The organism is Butyrivibrio sp. TB, from assembly GCF_900110805.1.
Taxonomy (GTDB): Bacteria; Bacillota; Clostridia; order Lachnospirales; family Lachnospiraceae; genus Butyrivibrio; species Butyrivibrio fibrisolvens_C.
The window spans coordinates 52,534-70,777 of record NZ_FOER01000003.1; the positions used below are offsets into that span (position 1 = coordinate 52,534).

The 18,244-nt window shown below is 40.9% G+C and carries 17 protein-coding genes; 4 read left to right on the forward strand and 13 right to left on the reverse strand.

Going from position 1 to position 18,244, the window contains the following annotated elements; translation table 11 throughout:
- Positions 1-137: 137 nt before the first annotated feature.
- Complete coding sequence (gene thrC / locus BMX21_RS02590) at positions 138-1,625, reverse strand: threonine synthase (protein ID WP_092041010.1); 1,488 nt, start codon at positions 1,623-1,625, stop codon at positions 138-140.
- Between the two features lie 348 nt (positions 1,626-1,973).
- Here thrC and BMX21_RS02595 point away from each other — a divergent pair, with 348 nt between their 5' ends.
- The 3 genes from BMX21_RS02595 (at position 1,974) to BMX21_RS02605 (ending at position 5,065) form a co-directional block, all read left to right on the forward strand.
- The gene (locus tag BMX21_RS02595) at positions 1,974-2,786 is read left to right on the forward strand and encodes an AP2/ERF family transcription factor (RefSeq protein WP_092041013.1); all 813 of its coding nucleotides are present in this window, start codon (positions 1,974-1,976) and stop codon (positions 2,784-2,786) included.
- 1 nt (position 2,787) lies between these two features.
- The gene (locus tag BMX21_RS02600) at positions 2,788-3,849 is read left to right on the forward strand and encodes an FAD:protein FMN transferase (protein WP_242952854.1); all 1,062 of its coding nucleotides are present in this window, start codon (positions 2,788-2,790) and stop codon (positions 3,847-3,849) included.
- 100 nt (positions 3,850-3,949) lie between these two features.
- Positions 3,950-5,065, forward strand: coding sequence for an HD-GYP domain-containing protein (locus BMX21_RS02605; RefSeq protein WP_027203556.1), 1,116 nt, complete (start codon positions 3,950-3,952; stop codon positions 5,063-5,065).
- A gap of 174 nt (positions 5,066-5,239) precedes the next feature.
- Here the strand turns inward: BMX21_RS02605 and BMX21_RS02610 are convergent, their stop codons facing one another.
- From BMX21_RS02610 to rsxC, 6 genes are read right to left on the reverse strand one after another with little or no spacing between them, the layout of a single operon-like run.
- A complete protein-coding gene (locus BMX21_RS02610) occupies positions 5,240-6,037 on the reverse strand; it encodes an RnfABCDGE type electron transport complex subunit B (protein ID WP_092041016.1) in 798 nt (265 codons plus the stop codon).
- 20 nt (positions 6,038-6,057) lie between these two features.
- On the reverse strand, positions 6,058-6,642 hold the full coding sequence (locus tag BMX21_RS02615; RefSeq protein ID WP_022752613.1) for an electron transport complex protein RnfA: 585 nt from the start codon (positions 6,640-6,642) through the stop codon (positions 6,058-6,060).
- Positions 6,639-7,463, reverse strand: a complete 825-nt coding sequence (gene rsxE, locus BMX21_RS02620) for an electron transport complex subunit RsxE (protein ID WP_022757193.1) — start codon at positions 7,461-7,463, stop codon at positions 6,639-6,641. The genes BMX21_RS02615 and rsxE overlap by 4 nt, the downstream gene beginning before the upstream one ends.
- Before the next feature lies 1 nt (position 7,464).
- Positions 7,465-8,133 carry an FMN-binding protein gene (locus BMX21_RS02625; RefSeq protein ID WP_092041018.1) on the reverse strand — a complete coding sequence of 223 codons (669 nt, stop codon included), beginning with the start codon at positions 8,131-8,133 and terminating at the stop codon, positions 7,465-7,467.
- The gene (locus BMX21_RS02630) at positions 8,130-9,080 is read right to left on the reverse strand and encodes an RnfABCDGE type electron transport complex subunit D (protein ID WP_022752616.1); all 951 of its coding nucleotides are present in this window, start codon (positions 9,078-9,080) and stop codon (positions 8,130-8,132) included. The genes BMX21_RS02625 and BMX21_RS02630 overlap by 4 nt, the downstream gene beginning before the upstream one ends.
- A gap of 12 nt (positions 9,081-9,092) precedes the next feature.
- On the reverse strand, positions 9,093-10,412 hold the full coding sequence (gene rsxC, locus BMX21_RS02635; protein ID WP_022752617.1) for an electron transport complex subunit RsxC: 1,320 nt from the start codon (positions 10,410-10,412) through the stop codon (positions 9,093-9,095).
- Between the two features lie 444 nt (positions 10,413-10,856).
- Here rsxC and BMX21_RS02640 point away from each other — a divergent pair, with 444 nt between their 5' ends.
- A complete protein-coding gene (locus tag BMX21_RS02640; protein ID WP_242952855.1) occupies positions 10,857-12,032 on the forward strand; it encodes a ribonuclease H-like domain-containing protein in 1,176 nt (391 codons plus the stop codon).
- Between the two features lie 188 nt (positions 12,033-12,220).
- Here the strand turns inward: BMX21_RS02640 and BMX21_RS02645 are convergent, their stop codons facing one another.
- From BMX21_RS02645 to BMX21_RS02670, 6 genes are all read right to left on the reverse strand, one after another.
- Positions 12,221-13,006, reverse strand: coding sequence for a CheR family methyltransferase (locus BMX21_RS02645; RefSeq protein ID WP_022752619.1), 786 nt, complete (start codon positions 13,004-13,006; stop codon positions 12,221-12,223).
- Between the two features lie 287 nt (positions 13,007-13,293).
- A complete protein-coding gene (gene rpsA / locus BMX21_RS02650; RefSeq protein WP_092041021.1) occupies positions 13,294-14,427 on the reverse strand; it encodes a 30S ribosomal protein S1 in 1,134 nt (377 codons plus the stop codon).
- Positions 14,402-15,262, reverse strand: coding sequence for a 4-hydroxy-3-methylbut-2-enyl diphosphate reductase (gene ispH / locus BMX21_RS02655; RefSeq protein ID WP_022752621.1), 861 nt, complete (start codon positions 15,260-15,262; stop codon positions 14,402-14,404). Before ispH ends, rpsA begins: the two co-directional genes overlap by 26 nt.
- A gap of 267 nt (positions 15,263-15,529) precedes the next feature.
- The gene (cmk, locus tag BMX21_RS02660) at positions 15,530-16,189 is read right to left on the reverse strand and encodes a (d)CMP kinase (protein ID WP_092041024.1); all 660 of its coding nucleotides are present in this window, start codon (positions 16,187-16,189) and stop codon (positions 15,530-15,532) included.
- 34 nt (positions 16,190-16,223) lie between these two features.
- Positions 16,224-17,603 carry a BaiN/RdsA family NAD(P)/FAD-dependent oxidoreductase gene (locus tag BMX21_RS02665; protein ID WP_092041027.1) on the reverse strand — a complete coding sequence of 460 codons (1,380 nt, stop codon included), beginning with the start codon at positions 17,601-17,603 and terminating at the stop codon, positions 16,224-16,226.
- A 30-nt stretch (positions 17,604-17,633) separates the two neighbouring features.
- Positions 17,634-18,182 (reverse strand): TetR/AcrR family transcriptional regulator, encoded by a 549-nt coding sequence (locus tag BMX21_RS02670; protein WP_022752624.1) that lies wholly within the window; start codon positions 18,180-18,182, stop codon positions 17,634-17,636.
- Positions 18,183-18,244 lie beyond the last annotated feature (62 nt).

The window sequence follows — 18,244 nt, forward strand, 5'->3', positions numbered from 1 at the left end:
AACTTAAGACAAATAAAAAAGCCGTTCTTTTATATTCAAATAAGAGACCGGCTTTTTTAATTATGCAAATATCAAAAGATTATTGAATTTATGGATTATTGCCCAATAGCACTTATGTTTTTGGCCTTATACAGTTATCACATATTAAGGAAGTTCTTTACTGCCTTTTCCATATCAGGAACTTCTACAACTGTATTGTGACGAACAGGTGCGTTTCTGATAGAAGATACTGCTTCAGGAATCTCAAGTCCTGCTTCTGCAGCAAGCTGATCAGCAAGTTTGAAATCGTCATCATCTTCTGCCTTATCGATAGCTCCAAGGACAGCTCTTGTAAACTTGAAAGGACTTGCAGTAGAAGCTATAACTGTGACTGTGTTATCATTTGTTTCTTTTTTATACTGATCATATACATGGCTTGCAACTGCTGTATGTGTATCGATCACATAGCCTGTAGCCTTATAGAGACTTGATATAGCATCTTTGGTCTCATCCTCTGTAGCAAATCCGCCGTAAAAATCCGAGAGCTTTGCTTTCATTTCGTCTGTGATCTCATACTTGCCTGTAGTAGCAAGATTGTTCATATATGCTGCATCAGCGCCTGAGTCATCACCTGCGATATGGTAGATAAGTCTCTCAAGGTTTGAAGAGATGAGGATATCCATTGAAGGTGAGCTTGTAAGTACGAAGTCTCTGTTTCTATCATAGCTTCCTGTCTGGAAGAAATCATACAATACCTTGTTAGAGTTACTAGCGCAGATAAGCTTGGCAATCGGAAGTCCCATCTTCTTAGCATAATATGCAGCAAGGATATTACCAAAGTTGCCAGTAGGAACTACTACGTTGATAGGATCGCCGTCTTTGATACTGCCATCTTTAAGAAGTCTTGTATATGCATATACATAGTATACGATCTGAGGAACAAGGCGTCCGATGTTGATAGAGTTAGCTGATGAGAACTGGTATCCGGCTTCATCCATCTTAGCTGCAAGCTCATTATCAGTAAAGAGCTTCTTAACTCCCGTCTGAGCATCGTCGAAGTTACCTTCAATACCAACTACGCATGTATTAGCACCTTCCTGAGTCACCATCTGCTTCTCCTGGATAGGGGATACTCCATGCTTGGGATAGAATACGATGATCCTGGTACCCGGAACATCTGCAAAGCCTGCAAGTGCAGCCTTACCTGTATCACCACTTGTAGCAGTCAGGATTACGATCTCATTCTTAACATTGTTCTTCTTGGCAGCCGTTGTCATAAGGTATGGAAGGATGGAAAGAGCCATATCCTTAAATGCAATAGTACGTCCATGGTAGAGCTCGAGGTAATATGCTCCGCCTGCCTGTGTCAAAGGTGCAATCTCTTTAGTATCAAATTTGGAATCATAAGCATGTTCAATGCAATACTTAAGTTCTTCTTCGGTATAGTCAGTGAGCATCAGCTTCATAACTTCATAAGCAGTCTGCTGATAATTCATCTGTGAGATTTCTTTAAGTGTCTTATCAAGATGCGGAATATGATCCGGAACAAAAAGTCCCCCATCCGGTGCAAGGCCGCGAAGCACAGCTTCTGATGCCTTTACTTTAAGATCCGCCCCTCTTGTACTTGAATAAATTACATCTGCCATGGATATTGCCTCCCTGTACATGGTAAAATATAGATAACTAAACTTTATTGCACATTGTACCATACATTACTCAAGTTAGGGAACAAGCAATTCAAACAAATAATGTATATTTATACATCAATATTCATTATTTTTCACTAAGAGAGCAACGTTTGAAAGTGTTTCACTTTCAAACCCAAATTGATGTCGCGAGCTCCACCAATTTGAACCATTAGTCACTCGTTTCACTCGCGACATGAGGTTAAGTTTGAAAGTGTTTCACTTTCAAACCCAAATTGGTGCCGCGAGCTCCACCAATTTGAACCATTAGCCACTTACTTTACTCGCGACATGAGGTTAAAGTTGAGTATGGAGAATCTGACCACTCTATCCGGCGTACAACCCGCCGTTTACAAGGACGGATCCACCTATTACAGAGCTTCAATCACTCACAAGGGCAAGCACATTGCCCTTGGTTCTTATGACAATCCCATGATGGCACACGCAGCATATCTTGAAGCAAGGGGCATTATCGAGAACTCTGCCTGGGAGCTCAAAGACTGGAAAAAAGATTATGCGCTATCTTTCCAGAAATGCGTAATACTTGTCAATTTCAGAGATCAGGGAGTATATATAGGAACACCTATATTATTAAAAAAAGATTTTTTCCTATACTATCTGTCATACAATGACATTTTGACATTCGATATTGATGATCTGTTCTACTATTCTTCGCACTCTATAATGCGAAGAGGATCACATCTGTTCGTAGCTGACTACGGCAGCCAGATCAGCATATATTCAAGGTATGGTATCCCTCCATACGCAGTGGCAGGGCGCGACTATAGATTCATCAACTCAGATTCCACAGATCTTAGATACCAGAATATAGAGATCATCAACAGATACCGGGGCGTACGCATGTACACTGAGAAGGGATTTCAACGTTACAAAGCTGTGATCCATATCAGAAGTTCCTACGTTATAGGCCATTACAACACGGAATACGAAGCAGCGATTGCCTATAATAAAGCCGCTGATATCCTTCTTAAAAAAGGTGTTAAGAAAAAATATGAGCTAAACTATATTGAAGATTTAAGTTCCAAGGACTATGCTGATATCTATACGCATGTTAAAATATCAAAGCGTATACAAAATTATAACGAAATGGAAGTCAGGTAATATGTCAAATAACACAAACACTTCTAAGAGGGACCGCAAGCAGCGTTTCTTTGCTATTATCGCAATGATCATCATAGTAGCAATGCTTGCTTCTCTCCTTCTTGCAGGTCTGACAGGATGCGGCTATCAAACCGCGTCCTCTTCGGACTATGTCGATAGGACTTCGTTTTATTTTGATACAGTCATAAATGTACGCATCTATGATAAGCAGGACGAAAGCATTCTCGACGGATGCATGGAACTTGCAGCATACTATGACAACCTTCTTTCGGCATCAAAAGAAGATTCTGATATATGGAAGATCAATAATTCTGCGGGCACACCTGTCAAAGTCAGTACCGAAACCATCTCCCTTCTTGATACAGCTTTATATTATGCCAAACTTACAGATGGGGCTTTTAACCCGGCTCTTTACAGTGTTATCTCATTGTGGGATTTTACATCTGATGATGAAAAAGATCACGTAGTACCAGGCGATGCAGACATTCAGAAAGCTTTAGAACACACTGATTATAATACTATCGTTGTCGATAAGGATAACTCTATCGTAACGCTTACAGATCCTGATGTTAAGATAGAACTAGGTGCTATTGCCAAAGGCTTTATAGCTGATAAGTTAAAAGAATATCTGGTTCAACAAGGAGTACGATCTGCCATTATAAATCTTGGCGGCAATGCTCTTCTTGTTGGTTCAAAGCCCGATAACACCTCTTTTACAGTAGGAGTAGAAAAGCCTTTTGGTAATGCAGGCGACTACGTGACCACAGTATCTGCCGTAGATAAATCTGTTGTTACTTCAGGCGTCTATGAACGCTACTTCAAAATAGACGATACTATCTATCACCATATATTAGACCCCAAAACCGGCTATCCTGTTAATAATGGCCTTTACAGTGTCACAATACTATCAGACAATTCGGTAGACGGTGACGCTCTCTCTACAGCCTGCTTCGTACTGGGCCCTTCAAAGGGCATGGAACTAATAGAATCGTTAGACAGCGTAGAAGCAGCCTTTGTATACAGCGACTATTCTATAACCTACAGCTCCGGATTAACTAAATGAAATCAAGCGAAATTGCATAGCTTTCAATATAGTGATAATATATTTATATAAGCGTTAATATATATTCGTTACAACGACTATTCTCCACCGGAGGATTACGATGCGTTTTGTAAAAATAGATAATATGAAAGCAGGCATGCGTCTGGCGAGGCCTGTATACTCCAAAAACGGAATACTTCTATACGATCGTAATTCCAAAATCAATGAATCCGGGATTGCCAGCATTAAAAATTTCGGTCTCATGGGCATGTTCATTCTAGAGCCTGCCGAACCAGTTCCTCCCATGACTCAAGCTGATATAGATTTCGAAAGATTCCAGACTATGAATGTTTATGCCATTAAGCAGGAGCTTGAACTTATTGTATCTAAAGAAACTTTGTCCAAAACTCAGTTCATAGTTGCAGATATAATCCAGAATTATGGTCATCTTGATAGCAAGATCAATTTCAGTCAGGATCTTAGAACCAAAGAAGATCACATATTCAGGCATACTCTTAGCGTTGCTATGCTGTGCGCCATGATAGCCAATAAGTTAAACACCTCTCCTATAGACCAGATGAAAGTTGTAACAGCTGCTGTCATACACGAGCTTGGCAAGATCCTGTTCATTTCGGACAATCCTTCTTTTTCCGGTGAAAGTTCTGATATCCCGGAAGATTATATGACCAAGGGATTTAATCTTATCGAATCCCTATACTCAGATAGTCCCGATATCAAGCGTATATGCGTTCAAGCTCATGGAAGTAAACAAAAACCCAATCCAAATGCAATCCTTGGTGCAAAGATCCTGCTTGTAGCCAACGCCTACGACAGGATGACAGCTATGCAAAATGCAGGCGAACCCGCTTCAGAAGTAACAGCCATCCGCACACTTCTTCATGAGAATGTATATGACAAAAAGATCGTTGATGCCCTTATAGACAGTGTCAACATTCTCTCCTGTGGTATAACAGTTGAACTTAATAACCATGAGAAAGCATTGGTTCTTGCAGAAAATAAAGATGATATATTCAGACCTACAATTCTGACTTTTAAGGATAACTCCATTCTGGATCTTGCCGACTGGCATAACAGGGATATAGAGATAACAGATGTCCAGAAGACTATGGACAACAGATACGTATTCGATGTTGCTGCTATAACAAGTTGCGGTCTAAGCACAGACTTCGAAGTAGAGATCCCAGACTTTGTAGAAGCACCTCAGATTTTGGAGTGATATACTAAGGCTTCAAACCTAGTCGGTGCCATATCAGGTATATCTCGTCAAGGACGACAGACTATAAATCTTTGCTACTTTGATAATCATTTTAAATTCATAACATTAACGCAAAAACCTCGTTTCCACTACCATAACGGAAACGAGGTTTTTTAATCAGATTTATATTACTTTTTATCCGATCTTCTCGATTGCTTTCTTCGGACACTTGGATGCGCAAAGTCCGCAATGAGTACACTTGGACTGATCTATACGAGCAAGGTTATTTTCAACTGTGATAGCGCCTACCGGACAGTTCTTTTCACATATATGACATGAGATACATCCAACCTTACAATATTTATTGACTTTCTGACCCGGATCCTGAGACTTACATCTTACAGATTCTGTAGCGCTGTAAGGAATCAGATCTATAAGGCCTCTTGGACATATTTCTATGCACTTGCCGCATGCTTTACAGCTATCCTTATCTACTACTGCCACTCCATTGACTATATGTATAGCATCAAACTGACATACAGATACGCAGGAGCCGCCGCCAAGACAGCCAAAAGTACATGTCTTAGGACCGCTTCCGGGAAGCTGGTTGATAACGCGGCAATCCATGGCTCCTGTATATTCATACTGCCTTGTAGATTGCTCGCAGTCGCCTCCGCAGTGTACGTAAGCAACTTCCCTTTCTGTCTCGCCTGCATCTACTCCCATGATTTCGGATATAAGAGCTGCTACAGGAGCGCCACCTACCGGACACTGATTAACCGGAGCTTCGCCCTTAGCTATAGCAGCAGCACATCCCGAACATCCTGGATATCCGCAGCCGCCGCAGTTGTTGCCTGGTAGAACGCCAAGGACAGCTGCCTCTTTTTCATCTACATCTACGTGAAGCTTGATGTTGGCATAGCCGAGAATCAGACCTATCAGGATTCCGCAGCCCGCAACAACAGCCACCGCGATCAATATTCCATTTAACATAGTTTCTCCTTCCAAGTCGCTCAGCGAAGCACTGAGAATCCTGTGAATGCAATTGCCATAAGTCCTGCCGTAATAACTACAATCGGTGTTCCCTTCCATGATTCAGGAATATCATTGTATTCCATCTTCTCACGAAGTCCTGCCAGAATCGTAATGGAAATAGTAAAGCCGACTGCTGTTGCAAATCCATTCACTATACCCTCGATGATATTGTACTCATTAGTTACGTTAAGAAGTGCAACACCAAGAACAGCACAGTTAGTTGTGATAAGTGGAAGATATACGCCAAGTGCCTCATACAAAGGCTTAACGAATTTCTTAAGGAACATCTCAACAAACTGAACCAGCATCGCTATTATAAGTATGAAAACTATAGTATTAAGATATACCAGATCCAGGGGAACCAGTATGAACTTATACAAAAGTCCGCACACTGCAGATGCAAGAGTTATTACAAATATGATAGCTCCGCCCATTCCGGCAGCACTTGAAACCTTCTTGGATACGCCAAGGAAAGGACACAGTCCAAGGAACTGTGATAATACTACGTTATTGATCAGGGAGGACATGATCAGTATGCCTATAAGCTGACTTACTACATTCATTTGTCATCTTCCTCCTTTTTATCTTCTTTATTGTCTTCTGCTTTAGACTCTTCTTTAGAAGCTTCTTTCTTGTCATCCTTCTTGGAAGGAATCTCCATATCTACATTCATGCATCCGCCGCTTTTATACTTGGACACATCCTTGCCCTTCTCAGCACGCTTTCTGTTGATCCTGTTCATGGTAGCCATAAGAGTTCCAAGTACCAGGAATGCACCTGCCTGAAGTACGAAGATACTGATAGGAGTATACATTCCAAAGAATGTACCAACAGGTCCGGGAACAACTGTTCCTTCGCCAAGGAGCTGAATACCAAAAGCTGTTCCTGCGCCGATAAGCTCACGTACAAGACCTATGATGGTGATAGAACATGTGAAACCAAGTCCCATTCCAAGTCCGTCAAAAAGAGCCGGTACAGCGCCGTGTTTGCTGGCATATGACTCTGCACGTCCGAAGATGATACAGTTAACAACGATAAGCGGGATATATACGCCAAGTGCTTCGTTGAGAGCAGGAAGATATGCCTGCATCAAAAGGTCTACCAGTGTAACAAACGAAGCGATGACTACAATAAATGATGGAATTCTTACTGTATCCGGAATGACTTTTCTAAGCAGTGATATTACCAGATTAGAAAGAGCCAGAACGAAAGTAGTTGCAAGACCCATTGACAGACCATTGATGGCAGATGTTGTAACGGCAAGTGTAGGACACATACCAAGTACAAGAACTGTCGTAGGATTTTCTACAACTATACCATTTAAAAATCTCTCAAGCGGTGTGTCTGCAGGAAGCCCGAGAGCGCCTTTTCTTTTTTCACTCATCTTACTGACCTCCTTCCAGAACGTTTGTATAGTACAGAAGGCCGGCATTTACACCATTGGTAACTGCTTTGGAAGTGATAGTGGCACCTGATATAGATTCGATCGAGGTGTCATTAAGACTTGACTTGCCTGTTCCGTCCTTAACAACCGAATATGTTACTGTTGCATCGATTCCGCCGTCAACAGAATACTGAGGAACCAATACCTTCTCAGCATTCATACCAAGACCAGGAGTCTCGCTGATGGATATAAGAGAGATTCCATTAAGTACTCCATCTGTTGTAATACCCATAGAGAACTCGATATCATCGTTATATCCCTTGGATGTTACCTGAACGATATATCCAATAACATTGCCGCTTCCATCATAAGCCTCTATGACAGATTCAATCGTAACGCCTGAATAATCTGCTGATGTACCTAAGACTTCACTAGCCTTTGAGCTATCAACGATATTGTCCTGTCCAAAAGAACTTGCGCTTGCAAATACTGCCTTATTGGCCTTCTCAACCTTAAGAGCATTCTGGTAAGCGATAGGTTCCTTGGTGATCTGATATACAAGCCCTAATAAGACTCCTGCAATAAGTGTGATCACGAAGAGGATAAGGGCATTTTTGATCATTTCACCGGTCTCATTTTTCTTAAGATCGGCTGTCTGTTCATTACTCATGCTTTTGCCTCCTTCTTGCGTGATTTTTTCGGAATACCGAAAGCTCTTGGAAGTGTCCATCTCTCGATAAGCGGAACCAGAAGATTGCCTATGATGATCGCATAGGATACGCCCTCTGCACTTGATCCAAAGATACGGAATATTCCGGTAAGAAGTCCCAGAACTATACCATAAATATATTTTCCCACATTAGTGATAGGACTCGTTACATAGTCGGTAGCCATGAAGAAAGCTCCAAGCATAAGTCCGCCACCTGCAAGCTGTGCAGAAAGGTATGCAGGATTCCATCCGCGTCCGCCGAAGATCATTACGAAGATAGCAAAAGAAACGATGTATGATCCGGGAATTCTAAGATCGATGACGCCTGCCATGATAAGTACACAAGCACCTATTACGATCGCGATCATAGAAGTCTCACCGATAACACCGCCTGTGAAACCTTCGATCATCTTCATTACGTCAACTTCCTCGCCTGCCTTAAGTGCTGCAAGAGGTGTTGCACCTGTATAAGTATCTGTAACGAAATCTGTCATAAGTCTGGGAAAAGATATTACGAGAAAACATCTTGCACCCAGAGCCGGGTTCATAAAGTTCTGTCCAAGTCCTCCAAAGAGCTCTTTGACTACTACAATGGCGAAGATACCGCCGATTATAGGAAGCCAGAAAGGAGCTGTACTTGGAATGTTAAGGCCTATAAGAAGACCGGTTACAACTGCAGAAAGGTCTCCTATAGTGTTAGGTTTGTGCATAAGTTTCTCATATACATACTCAGTGATAACTGTTGTAGCTATAGATAATAATATGAGAACAAGTGCATACAGACCAAAGTTAAATACGCCAAACGCAGCCGGAATACATAGTCCTATGATCACCCAAAGCATAATATTGGTGGTCGTAGAGCCACTCCTGACATGCGGATTGGACGACACATTTCTAAATTCGCTCATATTGTCCTCCCCTTATTTCTTCTTGCGATTAGCAAGCTGTATTTTACGCATGCCTTTGATAAGCTGTGTCAAGTGACGATGTGCCGGACAGATAAATGAGCAGCATCCACATTCGCAGCATTCCATACCGTATTCCTTAAGGAATCTCTCTGTCTGTCCATGCTCTACAGCATCAGCAAGATTCTTGGGAATAAGCTGTTCAGGACAAGCCTCTACACAGCGAGCACAGTTAATGCATGCTGTAGGCTCCATAGCAGAAACAGCATCTTCTGTAAGACATGTAAGAGCTGATGCAGTCTTGGTTGTAGGAACTTCGGTATCCCATACAGCAAAGCCCATCATAGGACCGCCTGAGATGATCTTCTGAGGTGTCTTATAGAATCCACCTGCATCATCCAAAAGTTCCTGATAGCTTGTACCGATCCTGACTTTATAGTTACAAGGATCCTTGATCGCATCACCTGTAATGGTTACGATCCTCTCCATCAGAGGTCTTCCTTCTGTAACAGCTCGATATATAGCACAGAGCGTATCAGTATTATCAACGATACATCCCGCATCTGCAGGAAGCATAGATGAGTTGATACTTCTGCCTGTACATGCATATATCAGCATACGCTCAGCGCCCTGAGGATACTTGGTCTGGAGCTGCTTAACCTCAATCTTGGGTTCATCTTTAGTAAGCTCACGGAGCTTCTTGATAGCCTCAGGCTTATTATCTTCAACCGCAAGGATACCTCTTGCATTAGGGAAAAGAGATACAGCAATCTTAAGACCACCAATAATAAGCTCAGGTTCTTCGATCATACGACGATAATCTGAGGTAAGATAAGGCTCACACTCTGAGCAGTTAGCTATTACGTATTCGATTTTATCGGGTTCTTTAGGGGATAATTTGACAGCGGTTGGGAATCCTGCACCGCCCATTCCGACAACCCCGGCCTCTCTGACAGCAGCTACTATCTCTTCGCTGGTCATCTCCTCCCACGGTTTTACTTCAGGCCATTCAACTTCTTCATAGAGTCCATCGTTCTCAACGATGATACTGTTGCACATTCCGCCGGTCGCAAGTCTTCTAGGCTCAATCGCCTTAACGGTTCCGGATACTGTCGCATAGATTGGAGCAGATACAAAACCTGAAGCCTCAGCAATTTTTTGCCCGGTCAGAACATGGTCACCTACTGCCACTATTGGGGATGCAGGTGCTCCGATATGCTGTGATAACGGATATACAAGATCACCCTTAGGCAGAACACTTTTGATGGGTTTGTCCATAGTCAGCTCTTTGCCTTCATATGGATGGACTCCCCCTACGAACGTTAGTCGCGCCATTTCCTACCCTTCTTTCTGATGATTTTATCAGTGCCTATGATACGGAAAAAATACAAATAGTAAACCTCACACTAAGACCATTCCAAGACCTGTGATAATATTTGAAGTCTTTAATGTCTCCCATTCAGATAAGGTTTACATAATTGTATTTACTCACAATATCACAATAATATTTTACGACTTAAATTATAAAAATTCCATATACTACAATCTATATTTTGATGAATAATCGGCATTTTTTATATCGTTTGTATATATATTTAAAAACATTTTAGAAGAATTGTTAGCTACGGCTAATGCACTACCTTGTACAATGTGATAAAATATCATTACTTTGATTTTGATCAATTATCGTTTACTATAGTAATTGAATCATAAAATATGTCATAAGAATCCCTTATAGTCATACATATTCGGTTCATTTACTATAATCCAGAGGTTAATATGATAATCATACAAAAAGATATACTTTTTAAACCGGTCATGCTCGCACCGTATCCAATCAATAAACTGGTAGAAAATCCCGAAAAAGCCATTTTTATTGATATAGAAACTACAGGCTTTTCTGCCAAGACTTCAAAGCTGTATCTTATAGGATGTGCCTTCTACGAACAGGGCAGTTGGCATCTTGCCCAGTGGTTTGCAGACAAGAAAGATGATGAAGAAGAGATCCTGAATGCCTTTTTGATGTTTGCATCAACTTATGATACTCTGATCCACTTCAACGGCAACAGATTCGATCTTCCTTATATCAAAGCCAAGTGTGACCATTATGGAATTGTAGATCAATTGGATAATATGAATTCTATTGATATATACAAGCTTATATCGCCCTACAAGGATGTTCTGGGACTTGAGAACTGCAAGCAAAAGACAATAGAACTGTTCCTGGGAATAAATCGCGAAGATGTCTTCACAGGAGGCCAGCTCATCGAAATCTATGACAAGTATCTGGAATCCAAAAACGAAGAATTCTACAGGCTTCTCCTGCTTCACAACGAGGATGATGTCAAGGGTATGTCAGAACTGCTTCCTATCCTGTACTATGTAGACTTTTTTGAAAGCATCAAGAACATGCCCCCTCTTCACATGCGAACAGATGCTCAGCAGTCCGAACTGTCTGATACACTCCCTCTACGAGCTGTCAAAGTTCAGGCCAACTATTATACAGATATGGACGGGAAAGAGAAGAAAGAGATATTCATGAAGCTTTCACTTTCATGTAATCTCCCTGTACCGTTTAAATGCAATCTTGACGGAGTATTTTTGAATGTAGAGGGTAATACGGCAAATCTTAGAATTCCTCTTTTTGAAGAAGAGCTCAAATATTTCTATTCGAATTATAAGGATTATTATTATCTTCCGGATGAAGATCAGGCGCTACACAAGTCTGTAGCTTCCTTCGTAGAAAGGTCGCACAGAGTTCAGGCCAAAGCAGAGAACTGCTACACAAGGAAACCCGGACAGTTTTTAAAGCAGTGGGACCTTGTATTTACACCTTTCTTCAAACATGAATACAAGGAACACGCCTTATATTTTGAATTGACAGACAATATCAAAGTCAACAGATCTGCAATGAGCCTGTACGCATGTCATGTTCTGTCACATCTTTTTGAATAATAACAAGAAAAGCTCCGGAGGCTAACCGGAGCTTTTCTCTTGCAGAGGAAAATTTAGTTGATGCAGTTAAAATCCAGGTATTGTCCCGGATTGGTTCAGCAAATCCAAATCCTATTGTCATACAAGCCAGACACGAGCACATTTTCTTATGGTCATAGCCTTGATAACAATTCCAGATACTATATATGTTATCCCTTCGGTCTTTCGTAGTAGAAAGAGTTCTTTCTTACAAATCCGATATCCTTATAATTTATTATCTGTTCTGTAGCACCAATGAACAGGATACCGCCCGGAGCCAGCGAATCATAATATTTTCTGAAGGTCTCATCCTTAGCTTCTTCTGTGAAGTAGATAAGAACGTTACGACATACGATCAGGTGATAATCCTTGGGATAAGGATCTCTTAAAAGGTCTGCCTGTTTGAATGTTACGCGGCTCTTGATCTCATTAGAGATAGTTACTGTTCCGTCTGAATTCTTGGTAAAATACTTATCCTTAAGATCCTTGGGAACTCCGGCTATCTCCTTCTCTGCATAAATGCCCATCTTAGCTTTGGCAATAGCAACAGAATCAAGGTCAGTAGCCAGTATATTGATCTGATTAAGAGGCACATGACGAGATAATAGCATTACAATAGTATATGGCTCATCACCTGTCGAGCATGCAGCACTCCAAATCTTAAGATTCTTGCCAAACTTGCCCATTAGTTCCGGAACCATATCTTTGTCCATAAGAGCCCACTGATCCGGATTACGGAAGAATTCCGATACGTTGATGGTAAGATATGTAACAAAGGCATGAAGTACTTCTTTGTCCTTCTTGATCAGATCCATGAACTGGTCGTATCCTTTTACCTCATACTTGCCGATAAGAGTATCTATACGGCGTTTCATCTGTTTTTCCTTATAGGCATTCAGATCTATCTTGGTCAGGTCGTAAACTGCTTTTTTGAACCACTCATAATCATAAGCCATGATACTTGTAACCTCCACAGAATATATATCCCTGCTTTTATGTTCAGAGATACGTGTCGTCAAGACACACGATATATTACTATACAGATACTACATAAAGAATATCGGATGATCTATACAAAAGATTAATACGAAACATGACAAAATAATTAGAACAACATTAAAAGCATTAATTAAGCCTCATTTTCAAGTTCCGTCACCAAAAGCAAATAAAAAAGCTCCGATAGCATTATCGCCATCGGAGCTTATCTTTACCAATTAAATTGATAGATTAGTAATACTAAATATTACTCTTCTGTCTGCTCAGAGATAACCTGATCGATATCTACAGAAGCAACATCTTCGTTGTCATCCTTCTTCTCAGGAGCAAGCATAGCCTTTACAGAAAGGCTGATCTTGTGCTCATCTTCGTTGAAGTCTACGATCTTAGCTGTTACTTCATCACCAACCTTAAGTACATCAGCAGGCTTATCAATATGATCCTTAGAGATCTGTGATACATGAAGGAGTGCATCGATACCGGATTCAAGCTCAACAAATGCGCCGAAATCTGTCATACGAGCAACCTTACCACTTACAACATTACCTACTGCATACTTCTCAGAAGCGTTCTTCCATGGATTTCCATCTTCGAACTTTCTGGAAAGGGCGATCTTCTTGCCTTCGATAGACTTAACAAGAACCTTAACAGTATCGCCAACTTTAAATACTTTCTTAGGACTCTCAACACGGCCCCAGCTCATTTCAGAAATGTGAAGAAGACCATCAGCACCGCCAAGATCGATGAATGCACCGAAATCTGTAACGTTTTTAACTGTTCCTTCTACAATGTCACCAGCCTGGATCTTATCAAAAAGTTCCTTAGCCTTTTCAGCCTTCTCAGCAGCGATAAGCATACGTCTGTTACCGATGTATCTTCTTCTGCGAGGATTGTACTCTGTTACTACGAACTCGATTTCCTGATCCTGATATTTTGTAAGATCCTTTTCATAAGTATCTGATACAAGGCTTGCAGGGATGAAGATTCTAACTTCATCAACAACTACTACAAGACCACCTTCCAGAACCTGTACAACCTTAGCAGAAAGTGTCTCTTTGTTATTGAAAGCTTCTTCAATCTTCTTATTGCCACGGTCAAGAGCAAGTCTCTTGTATGACAGTACTACCTGTCCATCTGCATCATTGGCTTTAAGAACCTTGACATCCATCTTGTCTCCAACATTAAGCTTTGTTGTAAGATCAAGGCTGTTATCGTTACTGTACTCATTTCTGGAAAGAATACCGTCGGACTTGTAACCAATGTTGAGGATGGCTTCATCAGGTTTTACATCGATTATAGTACCTTCAACGACCTCCCCTGTATGAATTGTCTTGAATGACTCGTTGAGCATCTGCTCAAATGTCTGTTCCTGTTCTGACATATGTCTGAACCTCCTCAATAATATTCTTCGGGGTTGACGCCCCAGCGGTAATTCCCACTTTATATATACCCTCAGGAAAATCCTTGGGTAAGTCATCTACTGTTTGTACGAAATATGTATGCTTACATTTGCCGGAGCAAATCTCATACAGTTTCCGTGTGTTGGAACTTGATGTTCCACCGATTACTATCATGGCATCAGCCTCAGCAGCAATTTTTTCTGCTTCGGTCTGTCGCTCTTGTGTAGCATTACAGATAGTATTCACAATATTAATATTGTAGCCTTTGCCATTGAAAATTTCAACTACATCTTTAAATTTTTTGTAATTAAATGTTGTCTGAGAGACGAGTGTAAGCTCCGTTTCCACAGGAAGCGCGAATTTCTGGGCATCTTCAAGGCTCTCGATTACATAAACCGGTCCATTTGCCCATGACACGATACCCTCAACTTCAGGATGTTTTGCATTACCTGTTATGACAATGGTTCTTCCTTTTTGACTTTCCTCATCAACTATCCTGTGTATTCTCTTTACAAAAGGACAGGTAGCATCTACGTAAGAGATACCTTTTTGCTTGATCTTCTCCTCAGTTTCCCTAGGGATCCCATGTGCCCTTATAACTATTGTACCATCTTCTGACACATTCGAAAGGTCATCTACATTATTTACAACTTCAACGCCTTTACTCTCCAAGTCCTTTACAACTTCTTCGTTATGAATTATAGGACCGTATGTATAAATTTTCTTATCTTTATGCTCTACCTGCTCATATACGGTGTCAACAGCTTTCTTAACACCAAAGCAAAATCCTGCATGTTCAGCTAAGATTACTTCCATACCAAAACTTCCTTTCTCAGCGAACGTATTACTATGACTCCCTGGTCATACTATGATATAGGTACCATAGACATATTTTGACAACTAATGCATGATACTTAGTCTATAAAAGGCCCCAAAGTCATCATACTATTAGTATACCTAATCTGATCACTTATTGGTAGTCACATCTTTATATCTGTTTCTTTATATCTGTTTCTTTATATCTGTTTCTTTATAATTACCTTATCAGCAGACATTTATCTGCTCCCAACAAGTCGCAAGCCATTAGCTATTATACAATTCAATTATTTTATCGGCAACCTCTTCTATTGACATATCAGAAGTATCAACCAGTACAGCATCCTCTGCCTGCTTAAGAGGTGATGCCTCTCTGTGCATGTCACGATAATCTCTGTCTTCTATATTCTTTTCTATCTCTTCAAGAACAGCCTCCTGGCCTTTGGCGATCATCTCTTTGTATCTTCTCATAGCTCTGACCTGTACGCTTGCTGTAAGATAGATCTTAAGATCAGCATTTGGAAGTACTACTGTTCCAATATCGCGACCATCCATTACTACGTTTTCAGTCTCAGCAAGCTTCTGCTGAAGCTCTACAAGCTTTTCTCTAAGTCTTGCTACCTGAGATGTCCTACTAGCCATAGCGCTTACCTCAGGGCTTCTGATAAGACCGTTGACATTCTCATCTCCAAGCATTACAACCTGCTCACCGTCCACATATTTTATAGTGATCTCAGCTGACTGAGCCTTTTCTCCAACTTCATCTGCATTGTCAGGATTTACATTCATTCTGGAAAGATACAGAGCCATTGCTCTATACATAGCTCCTGTGTCCACATAGATAAATCCAAGCTTACCTGATACTAATTTTGCGATGGTGCTCTTTCCTGCTCCTGCAGGTCCGTCTATTGCAATCTGATGACTCATTTAATAACTTCTCCTTGTTAACTGTTCATATTTTTTATTCTTCCATAGCCGCACAAACTCCGGCCAGATGCCCTGTAGACCATGCAACCTGTAAGTTGAAGCCTCCTGTCACAGCATCTATATCAAGAACTTCTCCGGCAAAATATAAGCCTTTTCGAAACTTCGACTCCATTGTAGAAGAATCTATCTCTTTGACATTAACTCCGCCCTTAGTTACTATAGCCTCGTTAAATCCTCTGGTCCCTGTAACCGTCATCACAAGATCCTGGGTCAGATCCACAAGCTTCATACGCTCCGCCTTACTGATCTCACTGACCTTCTTGTCAGGTGCAATCCCAGACAGATTTATTATCACAGGTATGAGCTTTGATGGAAAAAGACCTCCAAGAACATTTCTGAAAACTTTCTTATTACCCTCTTCAAAGTCACGTATTATACGCTTGTCCAACTGTTCCTTGGTAAGAGCAGGCTTCAGATTAAGATGGATCTTGTATCTGGTTCCTTCTTCATAGCGGGTACTAGCCGTAAGTATAAGCGGACCGCTTATTCCAAAATGTGTAAAAAGCATTTCGCCAAAGCCTTCATAGACACTCTTGGAATTTTTGTTTTTCTTTTTCTTCTTTTCAGAACTTGCAACGCCTACAGCATTATCAGAAGGAATTTCCGCCTTTTTTACAACTCCAAGCTTCTTGACTTCGAGATTTTTAGAGTTAGCAAACCTGGCGTCTTCATCCTCAGTTTCATCTTCACAGGCAACCATTTTAATGCTGACATTCTTAAGAGAAAGGCCCTGAAGTTCCTTAACCCAGGCTTCCTTGACTTCAAAAGGGACAAGACTTGGGAATGGCTGTGACAAGCTGTGACCTGCCTTACGTGCAAATCTGTATCCATCACCTGTAGAGCCGGTACTCTCATACGAAATACCGCCTGTACATACTATAACAGCATCAACAGGTATCTTCTCCTTCCTGCCGACAGTTATAGCTACTACCTTATCATCCTCATATTCTATCCCTGTAACTTCACTATTATATGAGATCTTGACATGCAATCTTTGAAGATATCTAACAAGCGTTCCTATGATATCTGATGAATGATCAGAAACAGGAAAAACCCTGTCTCCACGCTCAACCTTAAGACGGCAACCGTTTTTCTCAAAAAAGTCGCACACACTGTCATGATCAAAAGCATAAACAGCACTGTACAAAAATTTGGGATTTCGGCATACATTGCCAAAGAACATGTCGGTATCGACATTGTTGGTTACATTACATCTGCCCTTACCGGTAATATATATCTTTTTTCCAGCTTTTTCATTTTTTTCGTATATAGTGACTTTAGCGCCACTTTCAGCTGCAGCGGCTGCCGCCATCATTCCGGCAGCGCCTGCGCCAATTACTGCAATATTTTTCATATATATCTTTTCTTTATTTTTTATAGTCCTTTATTTGAACGACTGATATGCAGCTTCCAAAAGCCCTATCGAATCGTCATGACTTAGATCATAATCTCCCGTAACAGCCATACATCCGCTTCCATGGATGAAGATCCACATCTTCATAAAAAGCTGTTCAGGCTCTTTGACGCCCTGGCTTCTTGCACGGTCAACTTCCTTGACAACATATTCCTGTTCACCGTTAACAAGCGCATACATACTCTTCTCTTCATCATTATTGCCTGACAAAAACAAAAGTCTGAAAAGGTTAGGATATTTCTGAGCAAACTCAATGTATGCCATTCCAAGGTCTACAAAAGGTGTACTGTTATTCTTAGGATAGGATGCATAATAGTCTTCATAAAAAAGCGCAGCTTTATTAAATACATCTTCCTTGAGCCCGTCCATATTATCATAAATACGGAAAATAGGCTGTGTCGAACAACCTGCAGCTGCGGCAAGTTTTCTTGACGTTATTGCTTCATACCCCTCTTTTTTGGTGATCTTAAATGCAGCATTTACAATCTCTTTTTGTGTTATTGTGGCTTTGCGTGACATTGTGCTCCCCCTTATGAAATATTTATAACGTCCGTTATCTATTTTACATTGTGTCAAGGTGC

What these genes read in the sequence shown, in the direction of transcription:
- BMX21_RS02610 (WP_092041016.1), bottom strand. Translation starts at nt 6,037, where the DNA reads ATGTTAAATGGAATATTGATCGCGGTGGCTGTTGTTGCGGGCTGCGGA.
- BMX21_RS02645 (WP_022752619.1), bottom strand. Translation starts at nt 13,006, where the DNA reads ATGGCTTATGATTATGAGTGGTTCAAAAAAGCAGTTTACGACCTGACC.
- BMX21_RS02625 (WP_092041018.1), bottom strand. Translation starts at nt 8,133, where the DNA reads ATGAGTAATGAACAGACAGCCGATCTTAAGAAAAATGAGACCGGTGAA.
- BMX21_RS02665 (WP_092041027.1), bottom strand. Translation starts at nt 17,603, where the DNA reads ATGAAAAATATTGCAGTAATTGGCGCAGGCGCTGCCGGAATGATGGCG.
- BMX21_RS02670 (WP_022752624.1), bottom strand. Translation starts at nt 18,182, where the DNA reads ATGTCACGCAAAGCCACAATAACACAAAAAGAGATTGTAAATGCTGCA.
- BMX21_RS02630 (WP_022752616.1), bottom strand. Translation starts at nt 9,080, where the DNA reads ATGAGCGAATTTAGAAATGTGTCGTCCAATCCGCATGTCAGGAGTGGC.
- BMX21_RS02600 (WP_242952854.1), top strand. Translation starts at nt 2,788, where the DNA reads ATGTCAAATAACACAAACACTTCTAAGAGGGACCGCAAGCAGCGTTTC.
- BMX21_RS02595 (WP_092041013.1), top strand. Translation starts at nt 1,974, where the DNA reads ATGGAGAATCTGACCACTCTATCCGGCGTACAACCCGCCGTTTACAAG.
- BMX21_RS02615 (WP_022752613.1), bottom strand. Translation starts at nt 6,642, where the DNA reads ATGAATGTAGTAAGTCAGCTTATAGGCATACTGATCATGTCCTCCCTG.
- ispH (WP_022752621.1), bottom strand. Translation starts at nt 15,262, where the DNA reads ATGGAAGTAATCTTAGCTGAACATGCAGGATTTTGCTTTGGTGTTAAG.
- cmk (WP_092041024.1), bottom strand. Translation starts at nt 16,189, where the DNA reads ATGAGTCATCAGATTGCAATAGACGGACCTGCAGGAGCAGGAAAGAGC.
- BMX21_RS02640 (WP_242952855.1), top strand. Translation starts at nt 10,857, where the DNA reads ATGATAATCATACAAAAAGATATACTTTTTAAACCGGTCATGCTCGCA.
- rsxE (WP_022757193.1), bottom strand. Translation starts at nt 7,463, where the DNA reads ATGAGTGAAAAAAGAAAAGGCGCTCTCGGGCTTCCTGCAGACACACCG.
- thrC (WP_092041010.1), bottom strand. Translation starts at nt 1,625, where the DNA reads ATGGCAGATGTAATTTATTCAAGTACAAGAGGGGCGGATCTTAAAGTA.
- rsxC (WP_022752617.1), bottom strand. Translation starts at nt 10,412, where the DNA reads ATGGCGCGACTAACGTTCGTAGGGGGAGTCCATCCATATGAAGGCAAA.
- rpsA (WP_092041021.1), bottom strand. Translation starts at nt 14,427, where the DNA reads ATGTCAGAACAGGAACAGACATTTGAGCAGATGCTCAACGAGTCATTC.
- BMX21_RS02605 (WP_027203556.1), top strand. Translation starts at nt 3,950, where the DNA reads ATGCGTTTTGTAAAAATAGATAATATGAAAGCAGGCATGCGTCTGGCG.